The 24828-nt window shown below is 71.3% G+C and carries 27 protein-coding genes; 11 read left to right on the forward strand and 16 right to left on the reverse strand.

Features of this window, described 5'->3' with window-relative positions; genetic code table 11:
* Nucleotides 1-495: 495 nt before the first annotated feature.
* A complete protein-coding gene (locus tag ACZ4XJ_RS05765) occupies nt 496-1137 on the reverse strand; it encodes a DNA-3-methyladenine glycosylase (RefSeq protein WP_468495468.1) in 642 nt (213 codons plus the stop codon).
* 119 nt (nt 1138-1256) lie between these two features.
* On the opposite strand from ACZ4XJ_RS05765, the gene ACZ4XJ_RS05770 reads away from it, so the two are divergent.
* The 3 genes from ACZ4XJ_RS05770 to ACZ4XJ_RS05780 all read left to right on the forward strand — a co-directional run bounded on the left by ACZ4XJ_RS05770 (nt 1257) and on the right by ACZ4XJ_RS05780 (nt 3265).
* Nucleotides 1257-2039 (forward strand): sporulation protein, encoded by a 783-nt coding sequence (locus ACZ4XJ_RS05770; protein ID WP_362878066.1) that lies wholly within the window; start codon nt 1257-1259, stop codon nt 2037-2039.
* A 39-nt stretch (nt 2040-2078) separates the two neighbouring features.
* Nucleotides 2079-2612 carry a YbhB/YbcL family Raf kinase inhibitor-like protein gene (locus ACZ4XJ_RS05775; protein ID WP_468495469.1) on the forward strand — a complete coding sequence of 178 codons (534 nt, stop codon included), beginning with the start codon at nt 2079-2081 and terminating at the stop codon, nt 2610-2612.
* A gap of 149 nt (nt 2613-2761) precedes the next feature.
* Complete coding sequence (locus ACZ4XJ_RS05780) at nt 2762-3265, forward strand: HNH endonuclease (protein ID WP_362878067.1); 504 nt, start codon at nt 2762-2764, stop codon at nt 3263-3265.
* 60 nt (nt 3266-3325) lie between these two features.
* Here the strand turns inward: ACZ4XJ_RS05780 and ACZ4XJ_RS05785 are convergent, their stop codons facing one another.
* The 4 genes from ACZ4XJ_RS05785 to ACZ4XJ_RS05800 form a co-directional block, all read right to left on the reverse strand.
* Nucleotides 3326-4096: a sulfite exporter TauE/SafE family protein gene (locus tag ACZ4XJ_RS05785; RefSeq protein ID WP_362878192.1), complete on the reverse strand. Its 771-nt coding sequence runs from the start codon at nt 4094-4096 to the stop codon at nt 3326-3328.
* A 95-nt stretch (nt 4097-4191) separates the two neighbouring features.
* Entirely contained in the window at nt 4192-5169 is a 978-nt protein-coding gene (locus ACZ4XJ_RS05790) for an SPFH domain-containing protein (RefSeq protein ID WP_362878068.1), read from the reverse strand.
* 85 nt (nt 5170-5254) lie between these two features.
* Complete coding sequence (locus tag ACZ4XJ_RS05795) at nt 5255-5683, reverse strand: NfeD family protein (RefSeq protein WP_468495470.1); 429 nt, start codon at nt 5681-5683, stop codon at nt 5255-5257.
* Between the two features lie 57 nt (nt 5684-5740).
* Nucleotides 5741-6541, reverse strand: coding sequence for an ABC transporter ATP-binding protein (locus tag ACZ4XJ_RS05800; protein ID WP_468495471.1), 801 nt, complete (start codon nt 6539-6541; stop codon nt 5741-5743).
* A gap of 133 nt (nt 6542-6674) precedes the next feature.
* Between ACZ4XJ_RS05800 and ACZ4XJ_RS05805 the strand changes: the two genes are divergently transcribed.
* Entirely contained in the window at nt 6675-7457 is a 783-nt protein-coding gene (locus ACZ4XJ_RS05805; RefSeq protein WP_468495472.1) for a hypothetical protein, read from the forward strand.
* A 69-nt stretch (nt 7458-7526) separates the two neighbouring features.
* On the opposite strand, the gene ACZ4XJ_RS05810 is transcribed toward ACZ4XJ_RS05805, so the two are convergent.
* From ACZ4XJ_RS05810 to ACZ4XJ_RS05820, 3 genes are all read right to left on the reverse strand, one after another.
* The gene (locus ACZ4XJ_RS05810; protein ID WP_362878194.1) at nt 7527-7772 is read right to left on the reverse strand and encodes a chaplin; all 246 of its coding nucleotides are present in this window, start codon (nt 7770-7772) and stop codon (nt 7527-7529) included.
* Between the two features lie 177 nt (nt 7773-7949).
* Nucleotides 7950-8600, reverse strand: a complete 651-nt coding sequence (locus ACZ4XJ_RS05815; protein ID WP_362878072.1) for a response regulator transcription factor — start codon at nt 8598-8600, stop codon at nt 7950-7952.
* Nucleotides 8593-9756 carry a GAF domain-containing sensor histidine kinase gene (locus tag ACZ4XJ_RS05820; protein ID WP_468495473.1) on the reverse strand — a complete coding sequence of 388 codons (1164 nt, stop codon included), beginning with the start codon at nt 9754-9756 and terminating at the stop codon, nt 8593-8595. The genes ACZ4XJ_RS05815 and ACZ4XJ_RS05820 overlap by 8 nt, the downstream gene beginning before the upstream one ends.
* 483 nt (nt 9757-10239) lie before the next feature.
* Here ACZ4XJ_RS05820 and ACZ4XJ_RS05825 point away from each other — a divergent pair, with 483 nt between their 5' ends.
* Complete coding sequence (locus tag ACZ4XJ_RS05825) at nt 10240-10887, forward strand: transglycosylase SLT domain-containing protein (protein ID WP_362878074.1); 648 nt, start codon at nt 10240-10242, stop codon at nt 10885-10887.
* Between the two features lie 116 nt (nt 10888-11003).
* Here the strand turns inward: ACZ4XJ_RS05825 and ACZ4XJ_RS05830 are convergent, their stop codons facing one another.
* Nucleotides 11004-13538 (reverse strand): ABC transporter ATP-binding protein/permease, encoded by a 2535-nt coding sequence (locus tag ACZ4XJ_RS05830; protein ID WP_468495474.1) that lies wholly within the window; start codon nt 13536-13538, stop codon nt 11004-11006.
* 338 nt (nt 13539-13876) lie between these two features.
* On the opposite strand from ACZ4XJ_RS05830, the gene serB reads away from it, so the two are divergent.
* From serB to ACZ4XJ_RS05855, 5 genes are all read left to right on the forward strand, one after another.
* Nucleotides 13877-15076 carry a phosphoserine phosphatase SerB gene (gene serB / locus ACZ4XJ_RS05835; protein ID WP_362878076.1) on the forward strand — a complete coding sequence of 400 codons (1200 nt, stop codon included), beginning with the start codon at nt 13877-13879 and terminating at the stop codon, nt 15074-15076.
* Nucleotides 15077-15377: 301 nt separating this feature from the next.
* Nucleotides 15378-16190, forward strand: coding sequence for an SDR family NAD(P)-dependent oxidoreductase (locus tag ACZ4XJ_RS05840; RefSeq protein ID WP_362878077.1), 813 nt, complete (start codon nt 15378-15380; stop codon nt 16188-16190).
* Nucleotides 16187-17491, forward strand: a complete 1305-nt coding sequence (locus tag ACZ4XJ_RS05845) for an aminotransferase class I/II-fold pyridoxal phosphate-dependent enzyme (protein ID WP_468495475.1) — start codon at nt 16187-16189, stop codon at nt 17489-17491. The genes ACZ4XJ_RS05840 and ACZ4XJ_RS05845 overlap by 4 nt, the downstream gene beginning before the upstream one ends.
* Nucleotides 17488-18435, forward strand: a complete 948-nt coding sequence (locus ACZ4XJ_RS05850) for a diiron oxygenase (RefSeq protein WP_362878079.1) — start codon at nt 17488-17490, stop codon at nt 18433-18435. The genes ACZ4XJ_RS05845 and ACZ4XJ_RS05850 overlap by 4 nt, the downstream gene beginning before the upstream one ends.
* A complete protein-coding gene (locus ACZ4XJ_RS05855) occupies nt 18428-19231 on the forward strand; it encodes a tryptophan 2,3-dioxygenase family protein (protein WP_384001380.1) in 804 nt (267 codons plus the stop codon). The genes ACZ4XJ_RS05850 and ACZ4XJ_RS05855 overlap by 8 nt, the downstream gene beginning before the upstream one ends.
* 113 nt (nt 19232-19344) lie before the next feature.
* Here the strand turns inward: ACZ4XJ_RS05855 and ACZ4XJ_RS05860 are convergent, their stop codons facing one another.
* The 4 genes from ACZ4XJ_RS05860 to ACZ4XJ_RS05875 all read right to left on the reverse strand — a co-directional run bounded on the left by ACZ4XJ_RS05860 (nt 19345) and on the right by ACZ4XJ_RS05875 (nt 21755).
* Nucleotides 19345-19866 (reverse strand): SixA phosphatase family protein, encoded by a 522-nt coding sequence (locus ACZ4XJ_RS05860; RefSeq protein WP_362878081.1) that lies wholly within the window; start codon nt 19864-19866, stop codon nt 19345-19347.
* Between the two features lie 88 nt (nt 19867-19954).
* Nucleotides 19955-20185: a hypothetical protein gene (locus ACZ4XJ_RS05865; RefSeq protein WP_362878082.1), complete on the reverse strand. Its 231-nt coding sequence runs from the start codon at nt 20183-20185 to the stop codon at nt 19955-19957.
* Between the two features lie 161 nt (nt 20186-20346).
* Complete coding sequence (locus tag ACZ4XJ_RS05870; RefSeq protein WP_281208317.1) at nt 20347-20466, reverse strand: SGM_5486 family transporter-associated protein; 120 nt, start codon at nt 20464-20466, stop codon at nt 20347-20349.
* 5 nt (nt 20467-20471) lie between these two features.
* Nucleotides 20472-21755, reverse strand: a complete 1284-nt coding sequence (locus tag ACZ4XJ_RS05875) for a CynX/NimT family MFS transporter (protein WP_468495476.1) — start codon at nt 21753-21755, stop codon at nt 20472-20474.
* 136 nt (nt 21756-21891) lie between these two features.
* Between ACZ4XJ_RS05875 and ACZ4XJ_RS05880 the strand changes: the two genes are divergently transcribed.
* Nucleotides 21892-22563: a FadR/GntR family transcriptional regulator gene (locus tag ACZ4XJ_RS05880; protein WP_362878084.1), complete on the forward strand. Its 672-nt coding sequence runs from the start codon at nt 21892-21894 to the stop codon at nt 22561-22563.
* Between the two features lie 30 nt (nt 22564-22593).
* Here the strand turns inward: ACZ4XJ_RS05880 and ACZ4XJ_RS05885 are convergent, their stop codons facing one another.
* From ACZ4XJ_RS05885 to fabG, 3 genes are all read right to left on the reverse strand, one after another.
* Entirely contained in the window at nt 22594-23031 is a 438-nt protein-coding gene (locus tag ACZ4XJ_RS05885; protein ID WP_468495477.1) for a hypothetical protein, read from the reverse strand.
* Between the two features lie 245 nt (nt 23032-23276).
* Nucleotides 23277-24047: an enoyl-ACP reductase FabI gene (gene fabI / locus ACZ4XJ_RS05890; protein ID WP_362878086.1), complete on the reverse strand. Its 771-nt coding sequence runs from the start codon at nt 24045-24047 to the stop codon at nt 23277-23279.
* Nucleotides 24048-24051: 4 nt separating this feature from the next.
* The gene (fabG, locus tag ACZ4XJ_RS05895; RefSeq protein ID WP_362878087.1) at nt 24052-24771 is read right to left on the reverse strand and encodes a 3-oxoacyl-[acyl-carrier-protein] reductase; all 720 of its coding nucleotides are present in this window, start codon (nt 24769-24771) and stop codon (nt 24052-24054) included.
* Between the last annotated feature and the right edge of the window lie 57 nt (nt 24772-24828).

Genomic DNA, 24828 nt, shown 5'->3' on the forward strand with positions numbered 1-24828 from the left:
CATCCACCGAAATGGACGGGGTATCAACTTTTGGCGTTGATTTTTGGCACGCTGTTGAGTTCTCAAGGAACGGACGCTTCCTTCGTACTCACCCTCTCGGGCTTTCCTCCGGGCTTTCGTTCTGTGTTGTTCTGTTCTTGCGTTTCCGACTCTATCAGACTCTCTCGGGCCCGATTTCCTCGGCGCTTTCCAGGTCCTACGCTTTCGCGCTTTCCCTTTCCAGCGATTCCAACTCTACCAGATCATTTCCGGGCCGTTTGTCGACCTGAATTTGAATTCGGTGACCGTTGGGGGTCTTTGGCCTTTCGGCGCTCCGCTACGTTAGCGCTTCCCCCTCGCGACTCATAATCGAGCCGACGGCGAGTAATTCGGGCATGCCGAAAAGGACCCCGCCAGGGGTAAGTCGTAGGTAGTGGTTTGGCCGTTCTGGGGGTCTGCTGAGGCAGTGCCCCGTTCAAGCGGCTCGGACTACGTTAGGCGTCCGGAAGGGCGGAGTCAAGTTGTCCGGCGGCGGGGTGCGTGAGCGCGGTACGGGCTGACCGTGGGGTCGTCCTTGATCCAGTAGCGGTACGGGTGGGCGGCGCCGGCGCCGCCCACTCCCGTGCGCGGGCCGTTGCTCACCAGGTCGGCCGGGGTGGCCGTGCCGGTGAGGAGGGACAGGGGGGAGTCCGGGCCGGCGCAGAGGTCGGTGCCGTCGAGCGAACGGTCCACGTCCAGGGCGGTGGCCAGACGGGCGGGGCCCTTGGCCAGTTCGCGCGGGTATTTGGCTGAGAGCCGACGTTTGGCGGCCAGGTCGGCGCCGACGGTGATCTCGCCGGCGCGCAGGAGTACGCCGCTCGCGTGGCCGGGCGGGCCGCAGACCAGGTTGAGGCTGAACCACATGCCGTAGATGAAGTAGACGTACGCGTGTCCGGGCGGACCGAACATCGATGCGTTGCGGGCGGTGGGGCCGCGGTAGGCGTGGGAGCCGGGGTCGGCCTGTCCCTCGTACGCCTCCACCTCCGTGAGGCGCAGTTCGAGGGGGCCGTCCGGGGTGCGGCGGACCAGGGTGCGGCCCAGCAGGTCCGGGGCCACCGTGAGGACCGGGCGGTCGAAGAAGGAACGGGGCAGGGGCGTACGGTCGGGGCGCGCGCTCATCCGGTCGAGCGTAACGGAACGCGCCTCCCTGCAACCGGGGCCTAAGGTTCCGCGTTGGTAAAGGGGGTAGGCGCGTGAGTCGCCACGTCCTTCGTACAGGCCTTAAGGGGAGTTTGAGCATGGGGTTCAGGAAGCTGTTCGCGAGCCTGGGTGCCGGCGGTGCGTCGGTGGACACGATCATCACCGAGCCGAACGTGGTGCCGGGCGGGATCGTCCAGGGTGAGGTGCGGATCCAGGGCGGGTCCGTGGAGCAGCAGATCGAGGGGCTGTCCGTCGGGCTGCAGGCGCGGGTGGAGGTGGAGGGCGGCGACCAGGAGTACAAGCAGGACGTCGTCTTTTCGAAGCAGCGTCTCGGGGGTGCCCTCCAGGTGCAGGCCGGCGCGCTGCACGTGGTGCCGTTCGGGCTGGAGATCCCGGCGGAGACGCCGATCACCCACTTCGGGGGTCAGCACCTGCACGGGATGAACATCGGGGTCAGCACCGAGCTGGAGATCGCGCGCGCGGTCGACGCCGGTGACCTGGACCCGATCAACGTGCACCCGGTGCCCGCGCAGCAGGCGATCCTGGACGCGTTCCGGCAGCTGGGCTTCTCGTTCCGCAGTGCGGACATGGAGCGCGGGCACATCCGCGGGACCCGGCAGACGCTGCCGTTCTACCAGGAGATCGAGTTCCTGCCGCCGTCGCAGTACCGCGGGCTGCACCAGGTGGAACTGACCTTCGTCTCCGACGGGCGCGAGATGGACGTCGTGCTGGAGATGGACAAGAAGCCGGGGCTGTTCAGCGAGGGCAGCGACACCTACCGCTGCTTCCAGGTGGGGCTGCAGTCGTACCAGGAGACCGACTGGGCCGCGTACCTGAACCAGTGGATCGCGTCCGTCGGTTCGCAGCGCAACTGGTTCTAGGCTCGGACCGGTACGCGCAGTCGATCAGGAGGTTCAGCAGTGGTTGAGCAGCACAGGGCGCCCCTCCCCCACGCCTTCCACCCGGAGGTCCCCTCCTTCACCGTGACGAGCGTCGACCTGGCGCCCGGCGCGGAGTTGGGCGGGGACCAGGTGCTGTCGGGCGGGAACGTCTCGCCGGCGTTGCGGTGGGAGGGGTTCCCCGAGGGGACGAAGAGCTTCGCCGTGACCTGCTTCGATCCGGACGCGCCGACGGGCAGCGGGTTCTGGCACTGGGTGCTGTTCGACCTGCCGGCCTCGGTGACCGAGCTGCCGGCCGGGGCGGGCAGCGGGAAGTTCGAGGGACTGCCCGCCGGGGCCGTGCACGTGCGCAACGACTACGGCACGAAGGACTTCGGCGGAGCGGCCCCGCCGGCCGGGGAGCGGCACCGGTACGTGTTCACGGTGTACGCGGTGGATCAGGAGAAGCTCGGGCCGGACGGGGACGTGTCCCCCGCCGTGGTCGGGTTCAATCTGCGCTTCCACACCCTCGGGCGGGCCCAGCTGATCGGTGAGTACGCGGAGCCCGCGGGCTGATCGTTCGCCGAGCGTTTGCCCGGTCCTGGTCTAAAGACGGCCAGGACCGGGCATTTTTATTGCGTTGTCCCGCGTGGCGCGCGCGGCCAGAGTGGTGACGGGCCCTGCCGCCGGTGTGGTCGCGGGCCTGCACACGGGAGGTGGGCGAGATGCGGGACACGCTGGTGCTGAACGCGAGCTTCGAGCCGCTGTCGACGGTGACCTTGAACCGGGCGGTGGTGCTCGTGCTCCAGGACAAGGCCGTGGTCGAGCAGTCGCATCCCGAGCTGCGTGTGCGGGCGGCCACCATGGAGCTTCCGATGCCGCGGGTGATCAGGCTCTGCCGGTACGTGCGGGTGCCCTTCCGAAGACATGCTCCCTGGTCACGGAGGGGGGTGTTGGTCCGGGACCAACACCGTTGCGCGTACTGCGGGAAGCGCGCGACGACCGTGGACCACGTCCTGCCGCGCGCCCAGGGCGGTGGGGACTCCTGGCTGAACACGGTGGCCTCCTGCGCCGAGGACAACCACCGCAAGGCGGCGCGGACTCCCGAGGAGGCCGGCATGCCGTTGCTGCGCAAACCGTTCGTGCCGTCGCCGGCCGACGCGATGCTGCTCGCGCTGGGGGTGGGCGGGCGGGACCCGCTGCCGGAGTGGCTGTCGCGGTCCGCTTAGTCGTCCGCCCCGCGCGCCCGGTTGCCGGGTGCGCGGGGCGGCGTATGTCTCCTACGTCGTTCAGCGGAGCAGGATCTGGACGATGGCGAGGATTCCGACCGTCACGATGACTCCGCGCAGGACGGTCGGCGGGAGGCGGCGTCCGACCTTCGCGCCGATCTGTCCGCCGAGCGTGGAGCCGACGGCGATGAGGAGGACGGCCGTCCAGTCGAACTCCGCGACGAAGAGGAAGAAGACGGCGGCGATGCCGTTCACGAGGGCGGCGATGACGTTCTTGACGGCGTTGACGCGTTGCAGGTCCTCGTGGAGCAGCAGGCCCATGAGGCCGAGGTAGAGCACGCCCTGGGCGGCACCGAAGTACCCTCCGTACGCGCTGGAGAACAGCATGCCGGTGAGGAGGACGGGGCCGCCTTCGCCTTCCGCCGTGTCGGCGCCGGCGGCTTCCCGGCGGCGGCGCAGGGACGCGGCGAGGCGGGGTTGGAGGACGACGAGGACGAGGGCCAGTCCGATGAGGACGGGCACGATCGTGTCGAAGGACTCCGGGGGCAGGACCAGGAGCAGGACCGCTCCCGCGAGGCCGCCGACGAGGGAGACGGCGCCGAGGCGCAGGATGCGGTCGCGCTGCCCCTTGAGTTCGTTGCGGTAGCCGATGGCGCCGCTGATGGAGCCGGGCACCAGGCCGAGGGTGTTGGAGACGTTGGCGGTGACCGGGGGCAGGCCGGTGGCGAGGAGCACCGGGAAGGTGATCAGGGTGCCGGATCCGACGATGGTGTTGATCGTGCCGGCGCCGATTCCGGCGGCGAGGACCGCGAGTGATTCCCAGATGGACATGGACATGGACGGAGCCATCCCCTTTGCGTGAGTGAGTCGCCTCCCCGCCATGAAGGTCGAGGGGCCTCACCGATCATGCACGAGGGGAGGCCGGGTCAGTCGATGGGGGGCTGCTCGCGCCGGTCGCCGGCGCCCGTCGTGTCGGTGCCGCCCTTGCCGTTGTTCTGCGGGTTGAAGCCGCTCGGGCTGCCGCCGCCCATGGGGCCGAAGTTGCCCATGGCGCCCGAGAGGCCCTTGAGCGCGTCTCCGATTTCGCTGGGCACGATCCAGAGCTTGTTGGCGTCGCCCTCGGCGATCTTCGGGAGCATCTGGAGGTACTGGTAGGCGAGGAGCTTCTGGTCGGCGTCGCCGGCGTGGATGGACTCGAAGACCGTACGGATGGCCTGGGCCTCGCCCTCGGCGCGCAGGGCGGCGGCCTTGGCGTCACCTTCGGCGCGCAGGATGGAGGACTGCTTCTCACCCTCGGCGCGCAGGATCTCGGACTGCCGGACACCTTCGGCCTGGAGGATGGCGGCGCGCTTGTCGCGGTCGGCGCGCATCTGCTTCTCCATCGAGTCCTGGATGGAGGTCGGCGGCTCGATGGCCTTGAGCTCGACGCGGTTGACGCGGATGCCCCACTTGCCGGTGGCCTCGTCGAGGACTCCGCGCAGGGCCGCGTTGATCTCCTCGCGGGAGGTCAGGGTCCGCTCCAGGTCCATGCCGCCGATGATGTTGCGCAGGGTGGTGACGGTGAGCTGCTCGATGGCCTGGATGTAGCTGGCCACTTCGTACGTCGCGGCGCGGGCGTCGGTCACCTGGTAGTAGATGACGGTGTCGATGTTGACGACCAGGTTGTCCTGGGTGATCACCGGCTGCGGCGGGAACGGCACGACCTGTTCGCGCAGGTCGATGCGGTTGCGGATCGAGTCGATGAACGGGACGACGATGTTGAGGCCCGCGTTGAGCGTGCGGGTGTAGCGGCCGAAGCGTTCGACGATGGCTGCGCTGGCCTGCGGGATCACCTGGATCGTCTTGACCAGGGCGATGAAGACCAGAACCACCAGGATGATCAGGACGATGATGATCGGTTGCATGCGGTTCCCCGTGCCCTTCCGGCTGTCTGTGCTGCCCCGTTGAGCGGAGTCTCGCAGACCCCGGGGCCGCGGGTCGGCTGCTTTCTCACATCACGACGGCGGTCGCTCCGTCGATGTCGACGACGTCGACGGACTGGCCGGGTTCGAAACTGGTGTCCGCGTCGAGGCTGCGGGCGGACCAGACCTCGCCGGCCAGTTTGATCCGGCCGCCGCTGCCGTCCACGCGTTCCAGGACGACGGCGGTCCTGCCCTTCAACGCGTCGATGCCGCTGCGGTGTTGGGGGCGTTGGTTGCGGTGCCGGTTGGCGATCGGGCGGACCACGGCGATGAGCGCCACGGACACGATCACGAACACCAGGACCTGGGCGACCACTCCCCCGCCGAGGGCCGCCGTGACGGCGGCCGCCACCGCGCCGACGGCGAACATGCCGAACTCCGGTAGGGCGGTGAGGACCAGGGGGATGCCCAGTCCGACCGCGCCGATGAGCCACCACACCCATGCGTCGATGTCCACATGGTCATGGTAGGTCGGTCGGACGCGGTCGGGACAGGGTGCGACCGGTACGGACCGCTAGCGCAGGGGCAGTCCCTGGGCGGTCCAGCGGTCGTGGTCGTTGCGCTCGACGACCAGCGGGAGGCCGAAGCAGAGGGACAGGTTGCGGGAGGTGAGTTCGAGGTCGATGGGGCCGGCGGCGACGACCTTGCCCTGACGGATCATCAGGACGTGGGTGAAGCCGGGGGCGATCTCCTCGACGTGGTGCGTGACCATGACCATGGAGGGGGCGAGCGGGTCCCGGGCGAGGCGGCCGAGGCGGCGTACGAGGTCCTCACGACCGCCGAGGTCGAGGCCGGCGGCGGGCTCGTCGAGGAGGAGCAGCTCGGGGTCGGTCATCAGGGCGCGGGCGATCAGGGTGCGCTTGCGCTCGCCCTCGGAGAGCGTGCCGAACCTGCGCTCCAGGTAGTCGGTCATGCCGAGGCGGTCGAGGAAGGCGCGGGCGCGCTGCTCGTCGATGTCCTCGTACTCCTCGTGCCAGGTCGCCGTCATGCCGTAGGCGGCGGTGAGCACGGTCTGCAGGACGGTCTGCCGCTTGGGCAGCTTGTCGGCCATGGCGATGCCGGCCACACCGATGCGGGGGCGCAGCTCGAACACGTCGGTACCCGGCTTGCCGAGGGTGCCGCCGAGGATCGTGGTGGTGCCCTTGGTGGGGTACAGGTAGCTGGAGGCGAGGTTCAGCAGGGTGGTCTTGCCGGCGCCGTTGGGGCCGAGGATCACCCAGCGCTCCCCCTCCTTCACCGACCAGGAGACCTGGTCCACCAGAGCCCGGCCCTCGCGGACCACGGATACGTCCACCAGCTCCAGAACATCGCTCATGAGCGTGTTGTCACCCCTTGCAGTCACGGTTCTCTGTGCGCCGGCAGGCGCAGCCCCTGGGGAAAACCTACGCCACTCGGGGAGGGGTCCGGTTCCGGGGCCGGGTGCCGGGGCCGATCCGTAAAGTGGGGGGATGCTTTTCGAACCACGTTCAGGGCGGCTGGCCGCCTGGGGGAACGCGCTGCTGGCCGGTTTGGTGTCGCCCGACGAGGCCGCGTCGTCGATCGTCGGTGAGGACGCCGTGCACCGGGTGTCCGGGCTGCCGGGGGAATCGGGTCCGGTGGGGCTCACGCTGGCGCTCGGCCGGTTGCGGGTGCTGGGGGTGAGCGGGCTGCGGGTGGCGCTGCCCGCGCCGGGGCATCCGTTGGGGCTGAGCGGGCCGGCGGAGTTCAACGCGCGGGCGTTGGAGGCCGAGGAGGCGGTGGTCGCGGTGGGGGCGGCGCTGGGATTGGTGCCGGAGGTGGCGGAGGCCGGGCCGGCCGGGGACCTGCACGTCTCGGTGACCTGGCACTGCCTGCCGGTGCGGGAGGCCCCGCCGGCGGACGTGCCGTCGCTCGGGGAGGCGGAGCGGGAGCTGGCGGAGGCGCTGCGCGAGGCGACGGTCGTCCTGACCCGGCTGGACGTGGCGGGGTCGGGGCCGGTCGCGGACGCGGCCCTGTCGGCGTACCGGGCGCGGGCGGAGGCGGGGCGGGACGTCCTGGCCCCGGGGTATCCGCCGCGGGCGGTACGGGTGCTGGCGCTGGCGCAGCGGGTGGACCTGATGGTGTCGCTGGCGTACGCGAACGGGCCCGGCGGTGCGGTGGCCGCCTCGGAGATGGCGGCGCGCTCGGAGGCGCTGCGGCCGGTGGAGCGGGTGGCGCGGCGGGCCCTGGTGGCGGCGTACAACGCGGCGGTCGAGGAACGCGAGCGGGGCTGACGCCGGAACCGACCGCGCCGCGGCCCCGCTTCCCGGGGAGAGGTGGGGAAGCGGGGCCGCGGGCGTGGGTCAGTGGTTGACGCCGAAGTTGCCGAAGGCGGGGTTGAGCAGGCCGATCACGTTGACGGTGTTGCCGACGACGTTGACGGGGACGTTCACGGGGACCTGGAGCAGGTTCCCGGAGGCCACGCCGGGCGAGTGCTGGGCCACGCCCTCCGCGGACGCACCGCCGTGCGCCGAGGAGACACCCGCGCCGGCGGCGACGAGGCCGCCCGCGATCATGGTGACGGCTGCGGCCTTCTTGAAGTTCTTCACGTTCTCGTCCTCCAGTACGTCTGCCGCGACCAGCCGTCGCGGCACGCCATGGAGAACGCCCCGCCGACGGCCGGGATACGCCATGTGGGGTACATACACCCGACCGTATGAATCTCTGCTGAATCGCCGTGCGCGCACCGATGATCTGATCAGCGCGCCGCGCTCCGCCGTTCCGTCCTACTCCACCATTCCGTGCCTGACCGCCCACAGCGCGGCCTGGGTCCGGTCGGAGAGGTCCAGTTTCATCAGGATGTTCGAGACGTGCGTCTTGACCGTCTTCTCCGACAGCACCAACGCCCGGGCGATCTCCCGGTTGGAGCGGCCGTCCGCGATCAGGCCGAGGACCTCGCGTTCGCGGTCGGTCAGGGAGCCCGGGCGACCGGCCGAGGAGGGCTGGTCCTCCTGGGCGAGGAGCGCCTGTGCCACCTCCGGCTGGAGCAGGACGTGGCCCGCGTGGACGGAACGGATGGCTCCGGCCAGCGCGTCGGGGTCGATGTCCTTGTAGACGTAGCCGGCCGCGCCGGCCCGCAGGGCGGGGACGACCGTGCGCTGCTCGGTGAAGCTGGTGACGATCAGAACGCGTGCCGGGTTGCCCAGCGAGCGCAGCCGGCGCAGGGCCTCGACGCCGTCGAGGCCGGGCATCTTGACGTCCATCAGGATGACGTCGGGCCGCAGTTCCTCGGCGCGCTCGATGCCCTCCTCGCCGTCGCCGCCCTCGCCGACCACCTCTATGTCGTCCTGGACCTCCAGGAACGTGCGCAGGCCGCGCCGGACCACCTGGTGGTCGTCGACGAGCAGGACGCGGATGCGGGCCGGGGTGTCAGCCACCTGGTACCTCCATCTCGATCGTGGTGCCCTCGCCGGGCTCGGAGCGGACCTCCAGCCGTCCGCCGGAGCCGCTCGCGCGGTCCCGCATGGAGACCAGGCCGAGGTGCCGGCCGGCCTTGCGGACCGTGGAAGGGGAGAAGCCGCACCCCCAGTCGCGCACGCGCAGGACCGCGCCGCCCGCGGGGGTCCGGGCGAGGGTGACCTCGACGCGGTCGGCGCCGGAGTGCCGCAGGGCGTTGTGGAGGGCTTCCTGGGCGACGCGCAGCAGTGCCTCCTCCTGGGTCGCGGGCAGGGCCCGTACGCCGTCGCTGGTGAAGGAGACGTGCGCGGTGTGGGCCCGGTCCAGGACGCGGACGTGGTTGCGCAGGGTCGCGACGAGGCCGTCCTCGTCCAGTGCGGCCGGGCGGAGCTCGGTCACGGCGGCGCGCAGTTCGTCGGCGGCCTCCGCGGCCAGGACGGCGACCTGGTGGAGTTCGCCCTTGGCCCGGCCGGGGTCGCGGTCCACGAGGGCGGCGGCGGCCTGGGCGGTCAGGCGCAGGGAGAAGAGCTTCTGGCTGACGGCGTCGTGCAGCTCGTGGGCGAGGCGGGAGCGCTCCTCGGCGATGGTGAGTTCGCGGCTGCGCTCGTAGAGGCGGGCGTTGGTCAGGGCGATGGCCGCGTGCTGGGCGAGGAGGGAGAGGAGCTCCTCGTCCTCGTCGGTGAAGCCGGGGCGGTCGCTCACGTCGGCGGGGGCGCCGTGGGCATGGCGCTTGTTGGCGAGGAAGAGGGCGCCCAGGGTCTCCTCGCCGTCCTTGATGGGCATGCCGAGGAAGGCGGACATGTCGGGGTGGGCGGCGGGCCAGCCCCCGAAGCGCGGGTCCTGGCGTACGTCGGCCAGTCGCTCGGGGGCGTCCTGGTGGAGCATCGCGGCGAGGACGCCGTGCTGGCGGGGCAGGGGGCCGATGCGGCGCCACTGTTCCTCGCTGATGCCGTCCACGACGAACTGGGCGAAGCCCCCGTGGTCGTCCGGGACGCCGAGGGCGGCGTACTCGGCGTCGAGCAGTTCGCGGGCCGACGCGACGATGGTGCGCAGTACGTCGTGGACCTCCAGGCGGCGGCTCATGGCGAGCAGCGCGGTGCTGACGGCAGCGAGTCCCGTACAGGGTCCGTAGTGCATGGGCTCACCGTACCGGCGGCCCTGACCTGCGGGATCGGGCTTCGGGCCTAGGTCGGGCGGCCCGGGGCGTACGGCGGAGGGAGGGGGTCGGGCGGGCGCCGGCTCTGCCCTGGGGACGAGGCGGGAAGGGGTGGGGTCCTCCTCAGGGATGAGGCGGGCGGGCCGGCGGTCACGTTGCGCATTGCTGTCGCAACACCTGGTGAGACCGTTACGTGCCCGATGTGAGCCCCGGCATAGGACCCACATCACTTACGAAGCTGCGTAGTGGACAGGTAAAGGTCCTGTCAGGTCCGGTGCGCCTAGTGCGGTGTCCGTCATTCCCGCTTCGTCCGGGGGCCCTGATCCACTAAGCGGGATCGTACGTCACACCTTTGCCAGGCGTTTTTGCCACCGCTAAGAATGTCGACGTCGCACAGCGCTGCGGATCCCGGATCCGAGCGGCGCCTTCCTGCGACTCCCGCTATTCGAAGAGGTTGCCCCGCCATGTCTGCTTCCAGCACTCCCGGTCACAGTCGTCTGACGAAGGCACACAAGCTGTCCGCTGCCGGCGTCGCCACGCTCGGTGCCGCCGCGCTCGCCTTCTCCCTCGTCCCGGCCGGTGCCGCGCAGACGCAGCAGGCGGTGACGATCAACGCCGCTCCGGTGGCGTGGACCCCCTCGGTACAGCAGCACCTCGGCGCGCAGCAGGCCGTCGCGAACAAGCTGGCGAAGGACTCGGCGGCCGCGAAGGCCAAGGCCGCGGCCGCCGCCAAGGCGGAGCGCGACAAGACGGCGGCCGCGAGCCGGTCCGCCGTCCGCACCCCGGTCTTCGCGAACAACCTCGACGGTTGGATCAAGGAAGCGCTCTTCATCATGAAGCGCGAGGGGATTCCGGGCTCGTACGCCGGTATCCACAAGAACGTGATGCGCGAGTCCAGCGGCAACCCGCTGGCGATCAACAAGTGGGACATCAACGCCCAGAACGGCATTCCCAGCAAGGGGCTGCTCCAGGTCATCCTCCCGACCTTCAAGGCGTACCACGTCAAGGGCACCAAGTTCGACCAGTACGACCCGGTCGCGAACATCGTCGCCGCCTGCAACTACGCGGCCGACCGCTACGGCTCGATGGACAACGTCAACAGCGCCTACTAGGCCGCCGACGCCCCCCAGAACCCCCCATGCGCCTCAGGGCGGCCCCCGGAACCGGGTGGCCGCCCTGAGGCGTTTTCGTGCGCCGGCGGGGCGCGGGGCCCGCGTGCGCGGCGCCGTTACTTGCCGGCGCGCATGACCTCGGGCTCGTGGCGGCGCAGCAGGCGCTGGACCAGGAAGCCGCAGGCGATGCCGATGAGCAGCAGGACGGTGATGTTCAGGCTCCACTGCCCGATGGTGGCGTCCCAGAGCGGGTCGGTGTTCGTCGGGTTGTCGCGGTCCCACGGAGGCATGAGCCTGCCGAGGTTCAGCGTGGCGCCGGCGGCGGCGATGGCCCAGCGGGAGGGCATCAGCCAGGCGAACTGTTCCAGGCCCGGGGAGTCGTAGACCTGGAAGAGGATGCCGGTGAAGACGACCTGGACGATCGCGAACATGACCAGCAGCGGCATGGTCTTCTCGGCGGTCCTGACCAGCGAGGAGATCACGAGGCCGAACATCATCGAGGTGAAGCCGAGGGCGATGACCGACAGGCACAGCTCGACGGCCGGCGGCATCAGCAGGCCCTCGGCGGGCAGGTCGCGCGGGAAGAAGCCGATCGCGCAGATGACCACGCCCTGGACGGCCGTGATGACGCCGAGGACGATCACCTTCGACATGAGGTACGCGGACCGGGACAGCCCGGTCGCGCGCTCGCGTTCGTAGATGACGCGTTCCTTGATCAGTTCTCGGACCGAGTTCGCGGCGCCCGAGAAGCACATGCCGACCGCGAGGATCAGCATGATCGTGCCGGCGTCGCCGTTGAACTGGGACGGCGGCCGCGGGGGCGCGAGTCCGAAGGTCGCGGGGATGACCGTGGAGACCACGCCCAGTACCGCGGGCAGGATCAGCATGAGGCCGATGAAGCCCTTGTCGGAGGCGATCACCGAGACGTAGCGGCGGATCAGCGTCCAGAGCTGCGAGCCCCAGCCCTGCGGCTTGGGCGGGCGCATCTGCTGCGGCGAGGGGAAGGCGACGGACTGCGGGGCGACGGCGTCGATGTCGGCGGCGTACAGCTGGTAGTGCTGCGAGCCCTTCCAGCGGCCGGCCCAGTCGTAGTCGCGGAACTCCTCGAAGGCGGAGAAGACGTCGGCCCAGGTGCTGTAGCCGAAGAAGTTCAGCGCGTCGTCCGGCGGGCCGAAGTAGGCGACGGAACCGCCGGGCGCCATGACGAGCAGCTTGTCGCAGATGGCCAGCTCGGCGACGGAGTGGGTGACGACGAGGACCGTGCGGCCGTCGTCGGCGAGACCGCGCAGCAGCTGCATGACGTCGCGGTCCATGCCCGGGTCGAGGCCGGAGGTCGGCTCGTCCAGGAAGATCAGCGACGGCTTGGTGAGCAGCTCCAGGGCCACGGACACGCGCTTGCGCTGACCACCGGAGAGCGAGGTGATCTTCTTGTCCTTGTGGACGTCGAGCTTGAGCTCGCGCAGCACCTCGTTGATGCGGGCGACGCGCTCGGATTCGGCGGTGTCGCCGGGGAAGCGGAGCTTGGCCGCGTACTTGAGCGCGGTGCTGACCTTGAGTTCCTTGTGCAGGATGTCGTCCTGCGGGACCAGGCCGATGCGCTGACGGAGCTCCGCGAACTGCTTGTACAGGTTTCGGTTGTCGTAGAGGACGTCGCCCTGGTCGGCGGGCCGGTAGCCGGTCAGCGCCTTCAGGAGCGTCGACTTGCCGGAACCGGAGGGGCCGATGACGCCGATCAGCGACTTCTCGGGGACGCCGAAGGTGACGTCCTTGAGGATCTGCTTGCCGCCGTCGACGGTCACGGTGAGGTGGCGGGCCGAGAAGGAGACCTCGCCGGTGTCGACGAACTCCTCCAGCCGGTCGCCGACGATGCGGAACGTCGAGTGGCCGACGCCGACGATGTCGTTCGGGCCGAGGAGCGCCGTACCGGACTTGGCGAGCGGCTGACCGTTGACGTAGGTGCCGTTGTGGCTGCCGAGGTCGTGGATCTCGAAGCGGCCGCCGGGCATCGAGCGGAACTCGGCGTGGTGGCGGGAGACCTGGAGGTCGGAGACGACCAGCTCGTTCTCCAGCGCGCGACCGATGCGCATGACGTTGCCCAGCGAGAGCTGGTGGAACGTCGTCGGGCTGCGGTGGTCGTGGTGGCCGGGGTTCGGCGCGCTCTGCGCCGGGCCGCCGCCCTGCTGCTGCGGCACGTGCGGCTGCTGGGCCTGGTGCTGCTGCGGCTGGTGCTGCTGGTACTGCGGCTGCTGCTCCCAGGGCTGCTGCTGGACCGGGGCCTGCTGGTGCGCCTGCCCTTGCGCGGCCTGTCCCTGCGCGGCCGGGACCTGGTAGGCCGGGGCCGACCGGGCGGCGGCCGGGGCGGCGGCGGTCAGGTTCAGCCGCGGTCCGTCGGTCGCGTTGCCGAGGTGGACCGGCGTGCCGGGTACCAGCTCGGTCTGCTGGACCCGCGCTCCGTGCACGTAGGTGCCGTTGGTGCTGCCGTGGTCCTCGATGCCCCAATTCCGGCCGTTCCAGGTGATGGTGGCGTGCCGCCACGACACCCGGGCGTCGTCGATCACCACGTCGCCCTGGGGATCACGCCCCAGTGAGTACGACCGGGACGGATCCAGCGTCCAGGTCCTGCCATTCAATTCCAGTACGAGTTCCGGCACTCCAGCCCCACTTAAGTCCCCCGAGAATCCCCCTGACGTCAGGGAGTCTAGGGATGGCGAACATCCGGGGGAACTATTTCAGGCCTGCGGCCACATGTGGAATCGGGGCCCGACGGGGGTGCCCGCGGTCGCCCCCGGACGGGGGTAGAAGTCGCCCGGAGAGTGAGATACGGGGACTTCTCGCCCGGGATCCGCCCGGGTGCTGGACCCCTGCGGGACCCCTGCGGGGCCGGTGCGGGGCCGGTGCGGGGCGGCGGACGGGCCCGTGCGACGGGGGCGGCTCAGGGAGTGGGACGGATGTCCGTCCGGCGGGGCCGGGAAGATACGGTGAGAGCACCATGAGCGCTTCGCAGACCTCCGACGTCCCCACCCTCCTCGTCAAGATCTTCGGCAAGGACCGTCCCGGGATCACCGCCGGGCTGTTCGACACCCTCGCCGCCTATTCCGTCGATGTCGTCGACATCGAGCAGGTCGTCACCCGTGGCCGCATCGTCCTGTGCGCCCTCGTCACCAAACCGGCCGGCGCCGGCGAGGGCGAGTTGCGGGCCACCGTCCACAGCTGGGCAGAGTCGCTCAAGCTCCAGGCCGAGATCCTCTCCGGGACCGGCGACAACCGGCCGCGCGGCAGCGGCCGCTCCCACGTGACCGTCCTCGGGCACCCGCTCACCGCGGAGTCCACGGCGGCCATAGCGGCTCGGATCACCGGGTCCGGCGGCAACATCGACCGCATCTTCCGGCTCGCCAAGTATCCGGTGACGGCGGTCGAGTTCGCCGTGTCCGGCGTGGAGACGGCTCCGCTGCGCACCGCCCTGGCCACCGCCTCCGCGCAGATCGGCGTCGACGTGGCCGTGGTCTCGGCGGGGCTGCACCGCCGCGCGCAGCGGTTGGTCGTCATGGACGTGGACTCGACCCTGATCCAGGACGAGGTCATCGAACTGTTCGCCGCGCACGCGGGCTGCGAGGCCGAGGTCGCCGAGGTGACCGAGCGGGCGATGCGCGGGGAGCTGGACTTCGAGCAGTCCCTGCACGCCCGGGTCGCGCTGCTGGCGGGGCTGGACGCCTCGGTGATCGACAAGGTCCGCTCCGAGGTCCGGCTGACCCCGGGCGCGCGGACGCTGATCCGCACGCTGAAGACCCTCGGTTACCAGGTGGGCGTGGTCTCGGGCGGTTTCACCCAGGTGACGGACGACCTGCGGGAGCGGCTCGGACTGGACTTCGCCTCGGCGAACACTCTGGAGATCCTGGAGGGCAAGCTGACCGGCCGGGTCACGGGCGAGATCGTGGACCGTGCCGGCAAGGCCCGGCTGTTGCGGCGATTCGCCGCCGAGGCGGGTGTTCCGCTGGCCCAGACGGTGGCGATCGGGGACGGTGCCAACGACCTCGACATGTTGAACGCGGCGGGTCTGGGAGTGGCCTTCAATGCGAAGCCCGTGGTGCGCGAGGCCGCGCACACGGCGGTGAACGTGCCTTTCCTGGACGCCGTCCTGTACCTGCTCGGCATCACCCGCGAGGAAGTCGAGGCCGCTGACCTGGCCTGACGGGCCAGAGGCACCAGATCCGACGTTCCGTACCGCCCGGCCGGGTTCTTCCGGCCGGGCGGTCTTTCGTATCCGGCCACCCGAAGCCCTCTGCCGGGCGCCCGAACCGGCCACGACCGGCGTCCGGGGAGCGGCGCACGGCATGGCGGATCAACGCAATGCGCCCCGGCACAAGAGCAGTCCCGGCCAACGGTCGCTCGAAGTCGCGCTATTCGCGGCGCACTTGCGACAAATACTGTGACCGCGCTGTCGTGAACGCGACAGCGCCCATCGCTCTGTCGTGATCGTTCAAGGGGAAACAATGGTGACTCGAAGTGTCCTCGTCACCGGGGGTTCGGGCGGTATCGGCCGGGCCTGCGTGGAGAGGTTCGCCCTGGAAGAGGACTGGACGGTCTGGTTCACCTACCGCAACGGCCGGGCCCGGGCCGAGGAGCTGGTGCACGAACTGGCCCTCACCGGCCACGCCAAGGTGGAGGCCTTCCCCTTCGACCAGGGCAACTGGGAGGACCACGAACGGCTCCTGGACCGGCTTCCCGGCCCGGTCGAGGTCCTGGTGAACAACGCCGCCGTCGGATCCAAGACCATCGACCACTACACCGACGGCGCCCGGCACGAGAAGGCCTCGGAGTTCTTCCGGATCAACGCGGTGGGCCCGCTGTGGCTCACCGAACAGTTACTTCCCGGCATGGTGGAGAACGGCTACGGCAAGATCATCAACGTCTCCAGCGTGGGCGGCGGGATCTTCCAGTTCCCCGGCTTCCACCCCGCCGACGGCATGAGCAAGGCCGCGCTCACGTACCTGACCCGCCATCTCGCCGCCGACCTCGTACACAGCCCGGTGGACGTGTTCGCCGTCTGCCCCGGCGCCGTCGAGACCGCGATGTTCCAGGCCAGCACCCTCGACCAGCTCTCCCCAGAGGAACTCGCGGACCTGACGTCCAGGCTGCCCAAGAGGCGCCTGATCCGCTCCGAGGAGATCGCGGAACTCATCTGGTGGCTGGCCGGCGAGCACTCCACCTCGCTCCACGGCGCCGTGATCGACGCCTCCATGGGCCTCGGGGTCAACCCGGGACTGCTCACCGCCGCCGGCGTCGACAGCGGGAGGGCCCGATGATCTCCCGCCAGGCCGCCCGCCTCCTCGCCGACACCCCGGCCATCGCCGAGGCCCACTTCCGCGCCGAGGCCGAGCCCTACGACGCGCTGCTGCGCCCCGACGGCTACCTCAACCTCGGCACCGCCGAGAACCGGCTGCTGTGGGACCTGCTCCGCGACAAGCTCGCCTCCCTTCCCCCGCTGACCGAGGCCGGCGCCCGCTACGCGCCGCTGCACGGCACCGACGAACTGCGCGGGCGCGTCGCCGACCTGCTCTCCGCGACCTGCCGGACCCCGCTGGACGCCGACGACCTCGTGGTGATCAGCGGTGCGACCGGGGCGCTCGACGCCATCGCCTCCGTCCTGTGCGACCCGGGCGAGGCCATCGTGGTGCCCGCCCCCTACTACGGGGCCTTCGACACCGATCTCGGCGGCCGTTCCGGTGCCCGGATCCTGCCCGCCCCGCTCTCCCCGGAGGACGGCTTCCGGCTGACCGCCGACGCCGTCGACCGGGCCCTGAAGGAGGCCCGGTCCGAAGGCACCACGGTCCGCGCGGTCGCCCTGTCCTCCCCGTCCAACCCGATCGGCGAGGTGCACCCGCCCGAGGTCCTCGCCGACCTGTTGCGGGTGGTCCGCGAGCACGACGTCGACCTGATCTCCGACGAGATCTACGCCCACGCCGTCTTCGGCGACCGCCCCTTCACCAGCGCCGCCGATCCGGCCGTCAACCCGCACTGGGCCGAGCGCACCCACGTGGTGTGGGGCTTCGCGAAGGACTTCGGGCTGCCCGGCCTGAAGACCGGCGTCCTGCACACCCGCGCCCCGCGCGTGCGCGACGCGGCCCGGGCGATGGCCTACTTCGCCCCCGTCTCCACCGCCACCCAGGCCACCCTCGCCGGGCTCCTCGCGGACCCGGCGTGGGTCGCCGCCTTCCTCGCGGCGGGCCGCGCCCGGCTGGCCTCCTCGTACGGGCACCTCGTCGCGCTGCTGGAGGCGCACGGCATCCCGTACGCCCCGGCCGAGGCGGGCTTCTCCGTCTGGCTGGACCTGCGCCGGTGGCTGCCCGGCACCGACTTCGAGGCGGAACGCCTGCTGTGGCGCGCCCTGTTCGAGACCGCGAAGGTCAGCATCCTGCCCGGCGGGGCGTTCCGCTCCCCGCAGCCGGGCTGGTTCCGGCTCTGCCACACCGTCGACGCGCCCCTGGTGGCCGAGGCGGTCCGTCGGATCGCCGCCCACCCGGGTCCGGCCGGCGCGCCGCCGGCCCCCACCGGCGAGGACCTCGCCGCCCCCCTCCCCCACGCACCGAACGGAAGACGCCCATGAGCACGGCCCCAGGCCCCCTCGACCGCTGGTACGAGACCGCGGGCGTACGCGGCGGCGTCCGGCGGATCTTCCACGCCGAGGCCGAGCAGGGCCGGGTGTTCTTCCCCGACGCCCTGGTACCGCACCTGTCCCACCCCGAGGTGAAGGCCCTGGAGCCGGAGCTGGTCCGCGAGGTCTCCGTACGGCACCTCTACCAGTTCCTGCACTCGACCACCCACCTGGAGACGCGGGTCGTCAACGGGGCGGCCGAGCCCGTCGCCAACGGGAACTCCGGCCTGCACTTCCCCACCGCGCTGCGGATGGACGCCTTCAAGGTGTACTGCGACGAGGGCTACCACGCCCTGTACAGCCTGGACCTCGCCGACCAGGTGGCGGCCGTCACCGGCATCGCCGTGCCCGACGTCGACTACGGCGGGTTCGTCACGGCGCTCCAGGACACCGGACGCCGGCTGCTGCCCGAAGACCCGATCCTCGCCGGGCAGTTGCAGGCGGTCGTGTTCGAGACGCTGATCACCGCCGTCCTCAACGAGGTCCCGCAGGACCCGAGCGTGGTGAGCACGGTGCGCGAGCTGATGCGCGACCACGCCAAGGACGAGGGCCGCCACCACCGCTTCTTCTCCGCCTTCTTCCTCGAACTGTGGGCCCGCCTCGACCAACGGCGCCGGATCCTCGCCGCCCGGGCCCTGCCCGCGATGATCCGCGCCGCCCTCGACTGGGACCTGGAGCCGGTGTACGACTCGCTGCGCCGCGCCGGCCTGGACGAGGACCGCACCGAAGCCGTCCTGACCGACACCTACGGCGGGGACGCGGGCATCGACCGCATCCAGACGATCTCCCGTTCCACGCTGCGATTGTGCGCCCAGGTCGACGCCTTCGACCTGCCCGGCGTCACCGACGCCTTCGCCCTGTACGGACTGCGCGCACCGGAGGACTCCGATGTCTGACACCGTCACCTACGCCGACTACCTGCGACTGCCCGAACTGCTGACCCTCCAGGTGCCCCTGGCCGACGGGGTGCGCGACGAGCGCCTGTTCATCACCGTCCACCAGGTGCAGGAACTGTGGTTCGGGCAGCTCCTCGACGACCTGAGCGGGGCCCGCGACCGGATCCTGGACGGCGACCCGCGCGCCGCCCGGGCCGGGCTGGCCCGCGGCGCGGTGATCACCCGGGCCCTGATCGCCGGGATCCATCCGCTGCGCGGCATGCCGCCGCGGGAGTTCCACGCCTTCCGCGGGGCGCTCGGCAGCAGCAGCGGCGCCCAGTCCGCGCAGTACGTGGAGATCTCGGCGCTGTCCGGGGCGGACTGGGTGCACGGTCCGTACGGGGCCCGCGTCGCGGCCGGGCTGAGCCCCGCCGAGCGGGAGCGGCTGCGGACGCGGCTCGAAGAGCCCTCGCTGTGGGAGGCGTTCGTCGGGCTGCTGGGCAAGGCCGGCTTCGAGGTGGCGACGCAGGACGGCCGACGGGCGGCGTACGCGCGCCTCGCGGACCGCCCGCGCGACGGGGACCCGGCCGAGCTCGCCGAACTGGCCGAGCTGGCTGAGGCACTGGTCGACCACGACGAGGTCTGGACGGAGTGGCGGGCCTGCCACGCGCTGCTCGTGGAGCGGCAGATCGGCGGGTTGCCGGGCACCGGGGGCAGCACGGGCGTGGCCCACCTGCGGGCGGCGGTGTACCGGCGGTTCTACCCGGAGCTGTGGGAGGCGCGGGGCGCGGATCCGGCGGTGCCGCCCGGCCGGTGACGGCTCCCGGACGCGCCGGAGCCCGAGCCGCTCACGAGGGCGGCCCGGGTTCCGCGGCGATCGGGACCCGGGGCTCCGGGATCACGTCGTCCGGTCCCGGGCGGCGGGCCCGCTCAGTGGTCCTTCGGGGTCCAGAAGTCCAGCAGGGTTCCCACCCCGTGCTCCAGCGACTTCCACGAGCCGGTGAAGGAGACGATCGCGAGGGCGGCGGTCGGGAAGCCGGTCCGCGTCATCCGGGCCAGGGCGTCGCCCTCGGCGCGGGCGCAGAGGGCGTCGGCGAGGGCGTGCATGCCCGGATTGTGGCCGATGACCAGCAGGTCGCGGACCTCGTCGGAGGTCTCGTTCAGCAGGGCGATGAGCTCGCCCGGCGAGGCGTCGTAGACGCGTTCCTCGTACGAGGTCCTCGGCCGGTGCGGGAGTTCCTGGACTGCGAGCTTCCACGTCTCCCGGGTGCGGGCGGCGGTGGAGCAGAGGGCCAGGTCGAAGCTGATGCCCGTCTCGGCCAGCTTCAGCCCGACGGCCGGTGAGTCCTTCCGGCCGCGTTCCGCCAGCGGGCGTTCGTGGTCGGCCACCTGGGGCCAGTCGGCCTTGGCGTGCCGGAGGAGGGCGATCCTGCGGGGTGTATCGGCGCTCATGACTCCCAGCTTCGCATGAAATGAGCCACGGGGCGCAGGGTGTTGGGAGGCCGCCGTCCGCCGGTGGAGCGCGGCCCGGCGCGGGGGGTCAGCCGACGGCGCGCAGGAGTTGCTGGGTGACCTGGATCAGTCCCGAGGGCTCGGCGGGGACCGCGTGGGCCTCGCCGGATCCGGCGAGGAGCAGCAGGAGCAGGCCGAAGGCGAGGGCGGGCAGGGCCAGTGCCCACCAGTGCAGTCGGGCGTTCGCGCCGGCGTGGGCCGGGGTGCGGCGGCGGGCGGGGCGCGCGGTGCGGGACGGGGTCTGTGCGGGGGCCGACATGGCCGCCTCCGGGGGGGGTGCTGGGCCGGGACTGGATCGCTGCTACGAATCTATGGATCCGAAGCGGCGGTTCCCATCCGGGGCGCACCCCAGTCGACCCTGAGCCTGACCCCCTAGGGGAGGGTGGGGTTGGCCCCACCCCCGCGGGAGCGGGCCGGGGCTCAGGGGGAGGCGATGGTCGCGATGACGGCGATGATCACGGTCACGGCGAGCATGGCGCCGAGCACCAGGCCCAGCTTCTTGCGGCCGTTCTGGGGGTTCGGTTCGAGTACGGGCGACATGCCGTTCAGTTTCGCATGCCGCATTCGTCCTCGATCGTGCGGTCCCGTCCCGCGAGGACACCGAGCGCGATCTGCGGGACGAGGAGGCCCGCCATCAGGGCGAGGGGCAGGTCCCAGCCCCCGCTGTGCTGGTAGAGGGTGCCGATGACGAGCGGGCCCGGGATGGAGATGAGGTACCCGGTGCTCTGGGCGAAGGCGGAGAGCTTGACGACGCCGGCCGGGGACTTGGCGCGCAGCCCGATCATCGTGATGACGAGGGGGAAGGCGCAGTTGGAGATGCCGAGCAGCAGCGCCCATGCCCAGGCGCCGGCGGCCGGGGCGAGGTAGAGCCCGAGGTAACCGGCGAGGCCGAAGAGGCCGAGGGCGACGGCGATGGGTCCCTGGTGGCGCATCCGGCCGGCGAGGCCGGGGATGACGAAGGCGAGCGGGACGCCCATGACCATGGTGACGGCGAGCAGGACGCCGGCGGTGGAGGCGGAGACCCCGGCGTCGCGGAAGATCTGCGGGAGCCAGCCCATGGTGACGTAGGCGCCGGTGGCCTGGAGGCCGAAGTAGCAGGCCAGGGCCCAGGCGGTGCGGCTGCGGACGACGGAGGGGCCGCGGTCCTCGCGCGGGGCGGCGGGCGCGGCGGCCTTCTCGCGGCGGCTCGCGGCGGCGATGGGCAGCCAGGGCAGTACGGCGGCCGCGGCGAGGGCGGCCCAGATCAGCAGGCCGGTGCGCCAGCTGCCGCCGAGGGCGGAGGTCAGCGGGACGGTCGCGGCGGCGGCCAGGGAGGTGCCGGCGGCCAGGGCCATGGAGTACAGGCCGGTCATGGTGCCGACGCGGTCGGGGAACCAGCGCTTGACGATGACCGGGAGCAGGACGTTGGTCAGGGCGATGCCGGCCAGGGACAGGGCGCTGGCGGCGAGGAAGCCCGCGGCGTTGGTCGCGAAGGGGCGGATCAGCAGTCCGGCGGCGACGGCGGCCATGCCCGCGCAGACGACGGCGGCCGGCCCGAAGCGGCGGGAGAGCCGGGGCGCGGTGACGCCGAAGACGGCGAAGCAGAGGGCGGGCACCGAGGTGATGAGCCCGGCGACGGCGCCGCTCATGTGCAGGCCGGTGCGGGTCTCCTCGAAGAGGGCGCCGAGGCTGGTGATGGCGGGCCGCAGGTTCAGGGCGGCCAGCACGATTCCGACGATGAGCACCGGACCGAGCCACTGGGGGGTGGTGTGGGCGGCGGGGAGCGTCCGGTCGACAGGGCCGGTGACGGCCTGCGGGCGGGGGAGGGTCTGGATCTCTTCGTCGGACATTCGACCATCATAGAATCATGGGATGATTAATTGTCCAGTCGCGCTCACGTCACACTGGAGCTCGCGCCCCTCGTGAACTCGCGCCCCGCACGAGTTCACGGCGCACCGGAGTCCGCGTCCCGCCCGAGAGGAACCCATGCCACTGACCTCGCCCCGCCGGTCGGCGCTCGTCGACCAGGTGATCACCCAGCTGCGGAACCAGATCACCTCCGGCGAGTGGCCCGTCGGCTCCCGCATCCCCACCGAGCCGGAGCTGGTGGAGCTGCTGGGCGTCGCCCGCAACACCGTGCGCGAGGCCGTCCGCGCGCTCGCCCACAACGGGCTGCTGGACATCCGACAGGGTTCGGGCACGTACGTGATCGCCACCAGCGAGCTCGCCGGGGTGATGCACCGGCGATTCGCCGGCGCCGACCCGCGGCACATCGCGGAGCTGCGTTCGACGCTGGAGTCCTCGGCGGCCCGGCTGGCGGCGGAGCGGCGGACCGCGCGGGACCTCGTCCAGCTGGACGCGCTGCTGGCCCGGCGCGAGGAGGCGTGGGAGAGCGGGGACGCGGAGCTGTTCGTGGCGGCGGACGTCAGTCTGCACATGGCGGTGGTGACGGCCTCGCACAACGACGTGCTGATCGAGCTGTACGCGGACCTCGGCGACCTGGTGGCCGACTGGCTGCGCACGGACGTGGGCACCGAGCTGACGCCGGCCTCCCACCTGGACCACGCCCGGCTGATCGAGGCGATCCGCGGCGGGGACGCGGACGCGGCGGCCTCGGAGGCGGCGGGCTACCCGTTCGTCTGCCTGGGCCGGGAGTGACGGCCCGCGCCGGATCCGTCCCCGCGCGCCTCAGGTCCCCGGCCTGCGGTGGGTCACCCAGGCCGAGCGGACCTCCTTCCAGCAGCGGCCGGTGAGCCGGATGCGGCCCGCCGGGTCCAGGGCCACGACCGCGGCGTCCCCGTCCACGTCCCACCAGCGGTCGCACTCCACGTGCAGCCGGATCAGGTCGGTCTCGGGATAGGCGTTGTGGCAGTACGCCGTCACCTGCGAGCCCTCGATCGAGGTGTCGCAGTCGGCGCCGTACAGGGCCCGATCGAGGGACGGCGCGGGCCCCACGGGCGGCTCCGCCGGGTACTCGGCGAGGTCCGCGACCGCCGGGACCGCCACCTCGGGGCCGGGGGCGGGGTCGGGACCGGCGGACTGCGCGACGGCCCCCGGCATCAGGAGTCCGGTCAGCACGACCGAGGTGATCAGCAGGGATACCGTCCGGTTCGGCCTCGTACGCACGCCGTACCTCCGCCCCGACCACGCCGGGAAGATCCCGACGAGGTCAGTTTGCAGTCATCTGTCCGGGTTTTCGACTCGGAAAGATCCGGCCGGACGACGAACATCCGATCGAACCGGAGCCCGCATCCCGGCCCCCGTACGCGAGACGGCGGTGGCCGCGCCTCCCCCGAGGGGGAAGCGCGGCCACCGCCGTACGGACGCGGGACGCCGTGATCCGGGGTGCCGTGATCCGGGGATGCCCGGGGTCAGGCACCCATCGCGTGCAGACCGCCGTCCACGTGGACGATCTCGCCCGTGGTCTTCGGGAACCAGTCCGACAGCAGGGCGACGACGCCCTTGCCGGTCGGCTCCGGGTCGCTCATGTCCCAGTCCAGCATCGAGCGGGAGTTCCAGACCTCGGCCAGCTCGCCGAAGCCCGGGATGGACTTGGCGGCCATGGAGCCGATCGGACCGGCCGAGACCAGGTTGCAGCGGATGTTCTCCTTGCCCAGGTCGCGGGCGAGGTAACGGCTGGTGGCCTCCAGGGCCGCCTTGGCCGGACCCATCCAGTCGTACTGCGGCCAGGCGAACTGCGCGTCGAAGGTGAGGCCGACGATGGCCGCGCCCTCCGCCGGGAACAGCGGCTTGCAGGCCATGGCGAGCGACTTCAGCGAGAACGCCGAGACGTGCATGGCCGTGGCGACCGACTCGAACGGCGTGTTCAGGAAGTTGCCGCCGAGGGCGTCCTGCGGGGCGAAACCGATCGAGTGCACGACGCCGTCGAGGCCACCGAGCTCGTCACGGACCAGGCCCTCCAGGCGGTCCAGGTGCTCCTGGTTGGTGACGTCGAGCTCGATCACCTTGACCGGCTTCGGCAACTTCTTGGCGATGCGCTCGGTCAGCGACGGACGCGGCCACGCCGTCAGGATGACCTCGGCGCCCTGCTCCTGGGCCAGCTTGGCGGTGTGGAAGGCGATGGACGATTCCATCAGCACCCCGGTGATGAGGATGCGCTTGCCGTCGAGAATTCCGCTCATGTGATCAGTGACCCATGCCCAATCCGCCGTCAACGGGAATGACGGCTCCTGTGATGTACGCGGCGTCGTCGGACGCCAGGAAGCTCACGGCTGCCGCGATCTCCTCGGGCCGCGCGTACCGGGCCAGCGGCACCTGGGCCACGATGCCCGCGCGCTGCTCGTCGGTGAGCACCTTCGTCATGTCGGTGTCCACGAAGCCGGGGGCGACCACGTTGAAGGTGATGTTGCGGGAGCCGAGCTCTCGGGCGAGCGAGCGGGCGAAGCCCACCAGCGCCGCCTTCGAGGCAGCGTAGTTGGCCTGGCCCGCGGATCCCAGCAGTCCGACGACCGAGGAGATCAGGACCACGCGGCCCTTCTTCGCGCGGAGCATGCCGCGGTTGGCGCGCTTGACGACCCGGAAGGTGCCGGTGAGGTTGGTGTCGACGACGGACGCGAAGTCTTCCTCCGACATCCGCATCAGCAGCGTGTCCTTGGTGATACCGGCGTTGGCCACCAGTACCTCGACCGCGCCCTGCTTGTCCTCGATCTCCTTGTAGGCCTGCTCCACCTGATCGGAGTCGGTGATGTCGCAGCGCACCGCCAGAACACCCAGCGAGGTGAGTTCCTCCGGTGGCTCGCCCGACCGGTACGTGATCGCGACCTTGTCGCCGGCCTGCGCGAACGCTCGGGCGATGGCGAGGCCGATGCCCCGGTTTCCTCCGGTGACGAGAACCGAGCGGCTCAACGGATCACCCTTTCGCTAGCTGTCTTGATTACCGAAAACCTATAGGCCGCCCCGGGC

This window comes from Streptomyces sp. NPDC029836 (genome assembly GCF_055574495.1).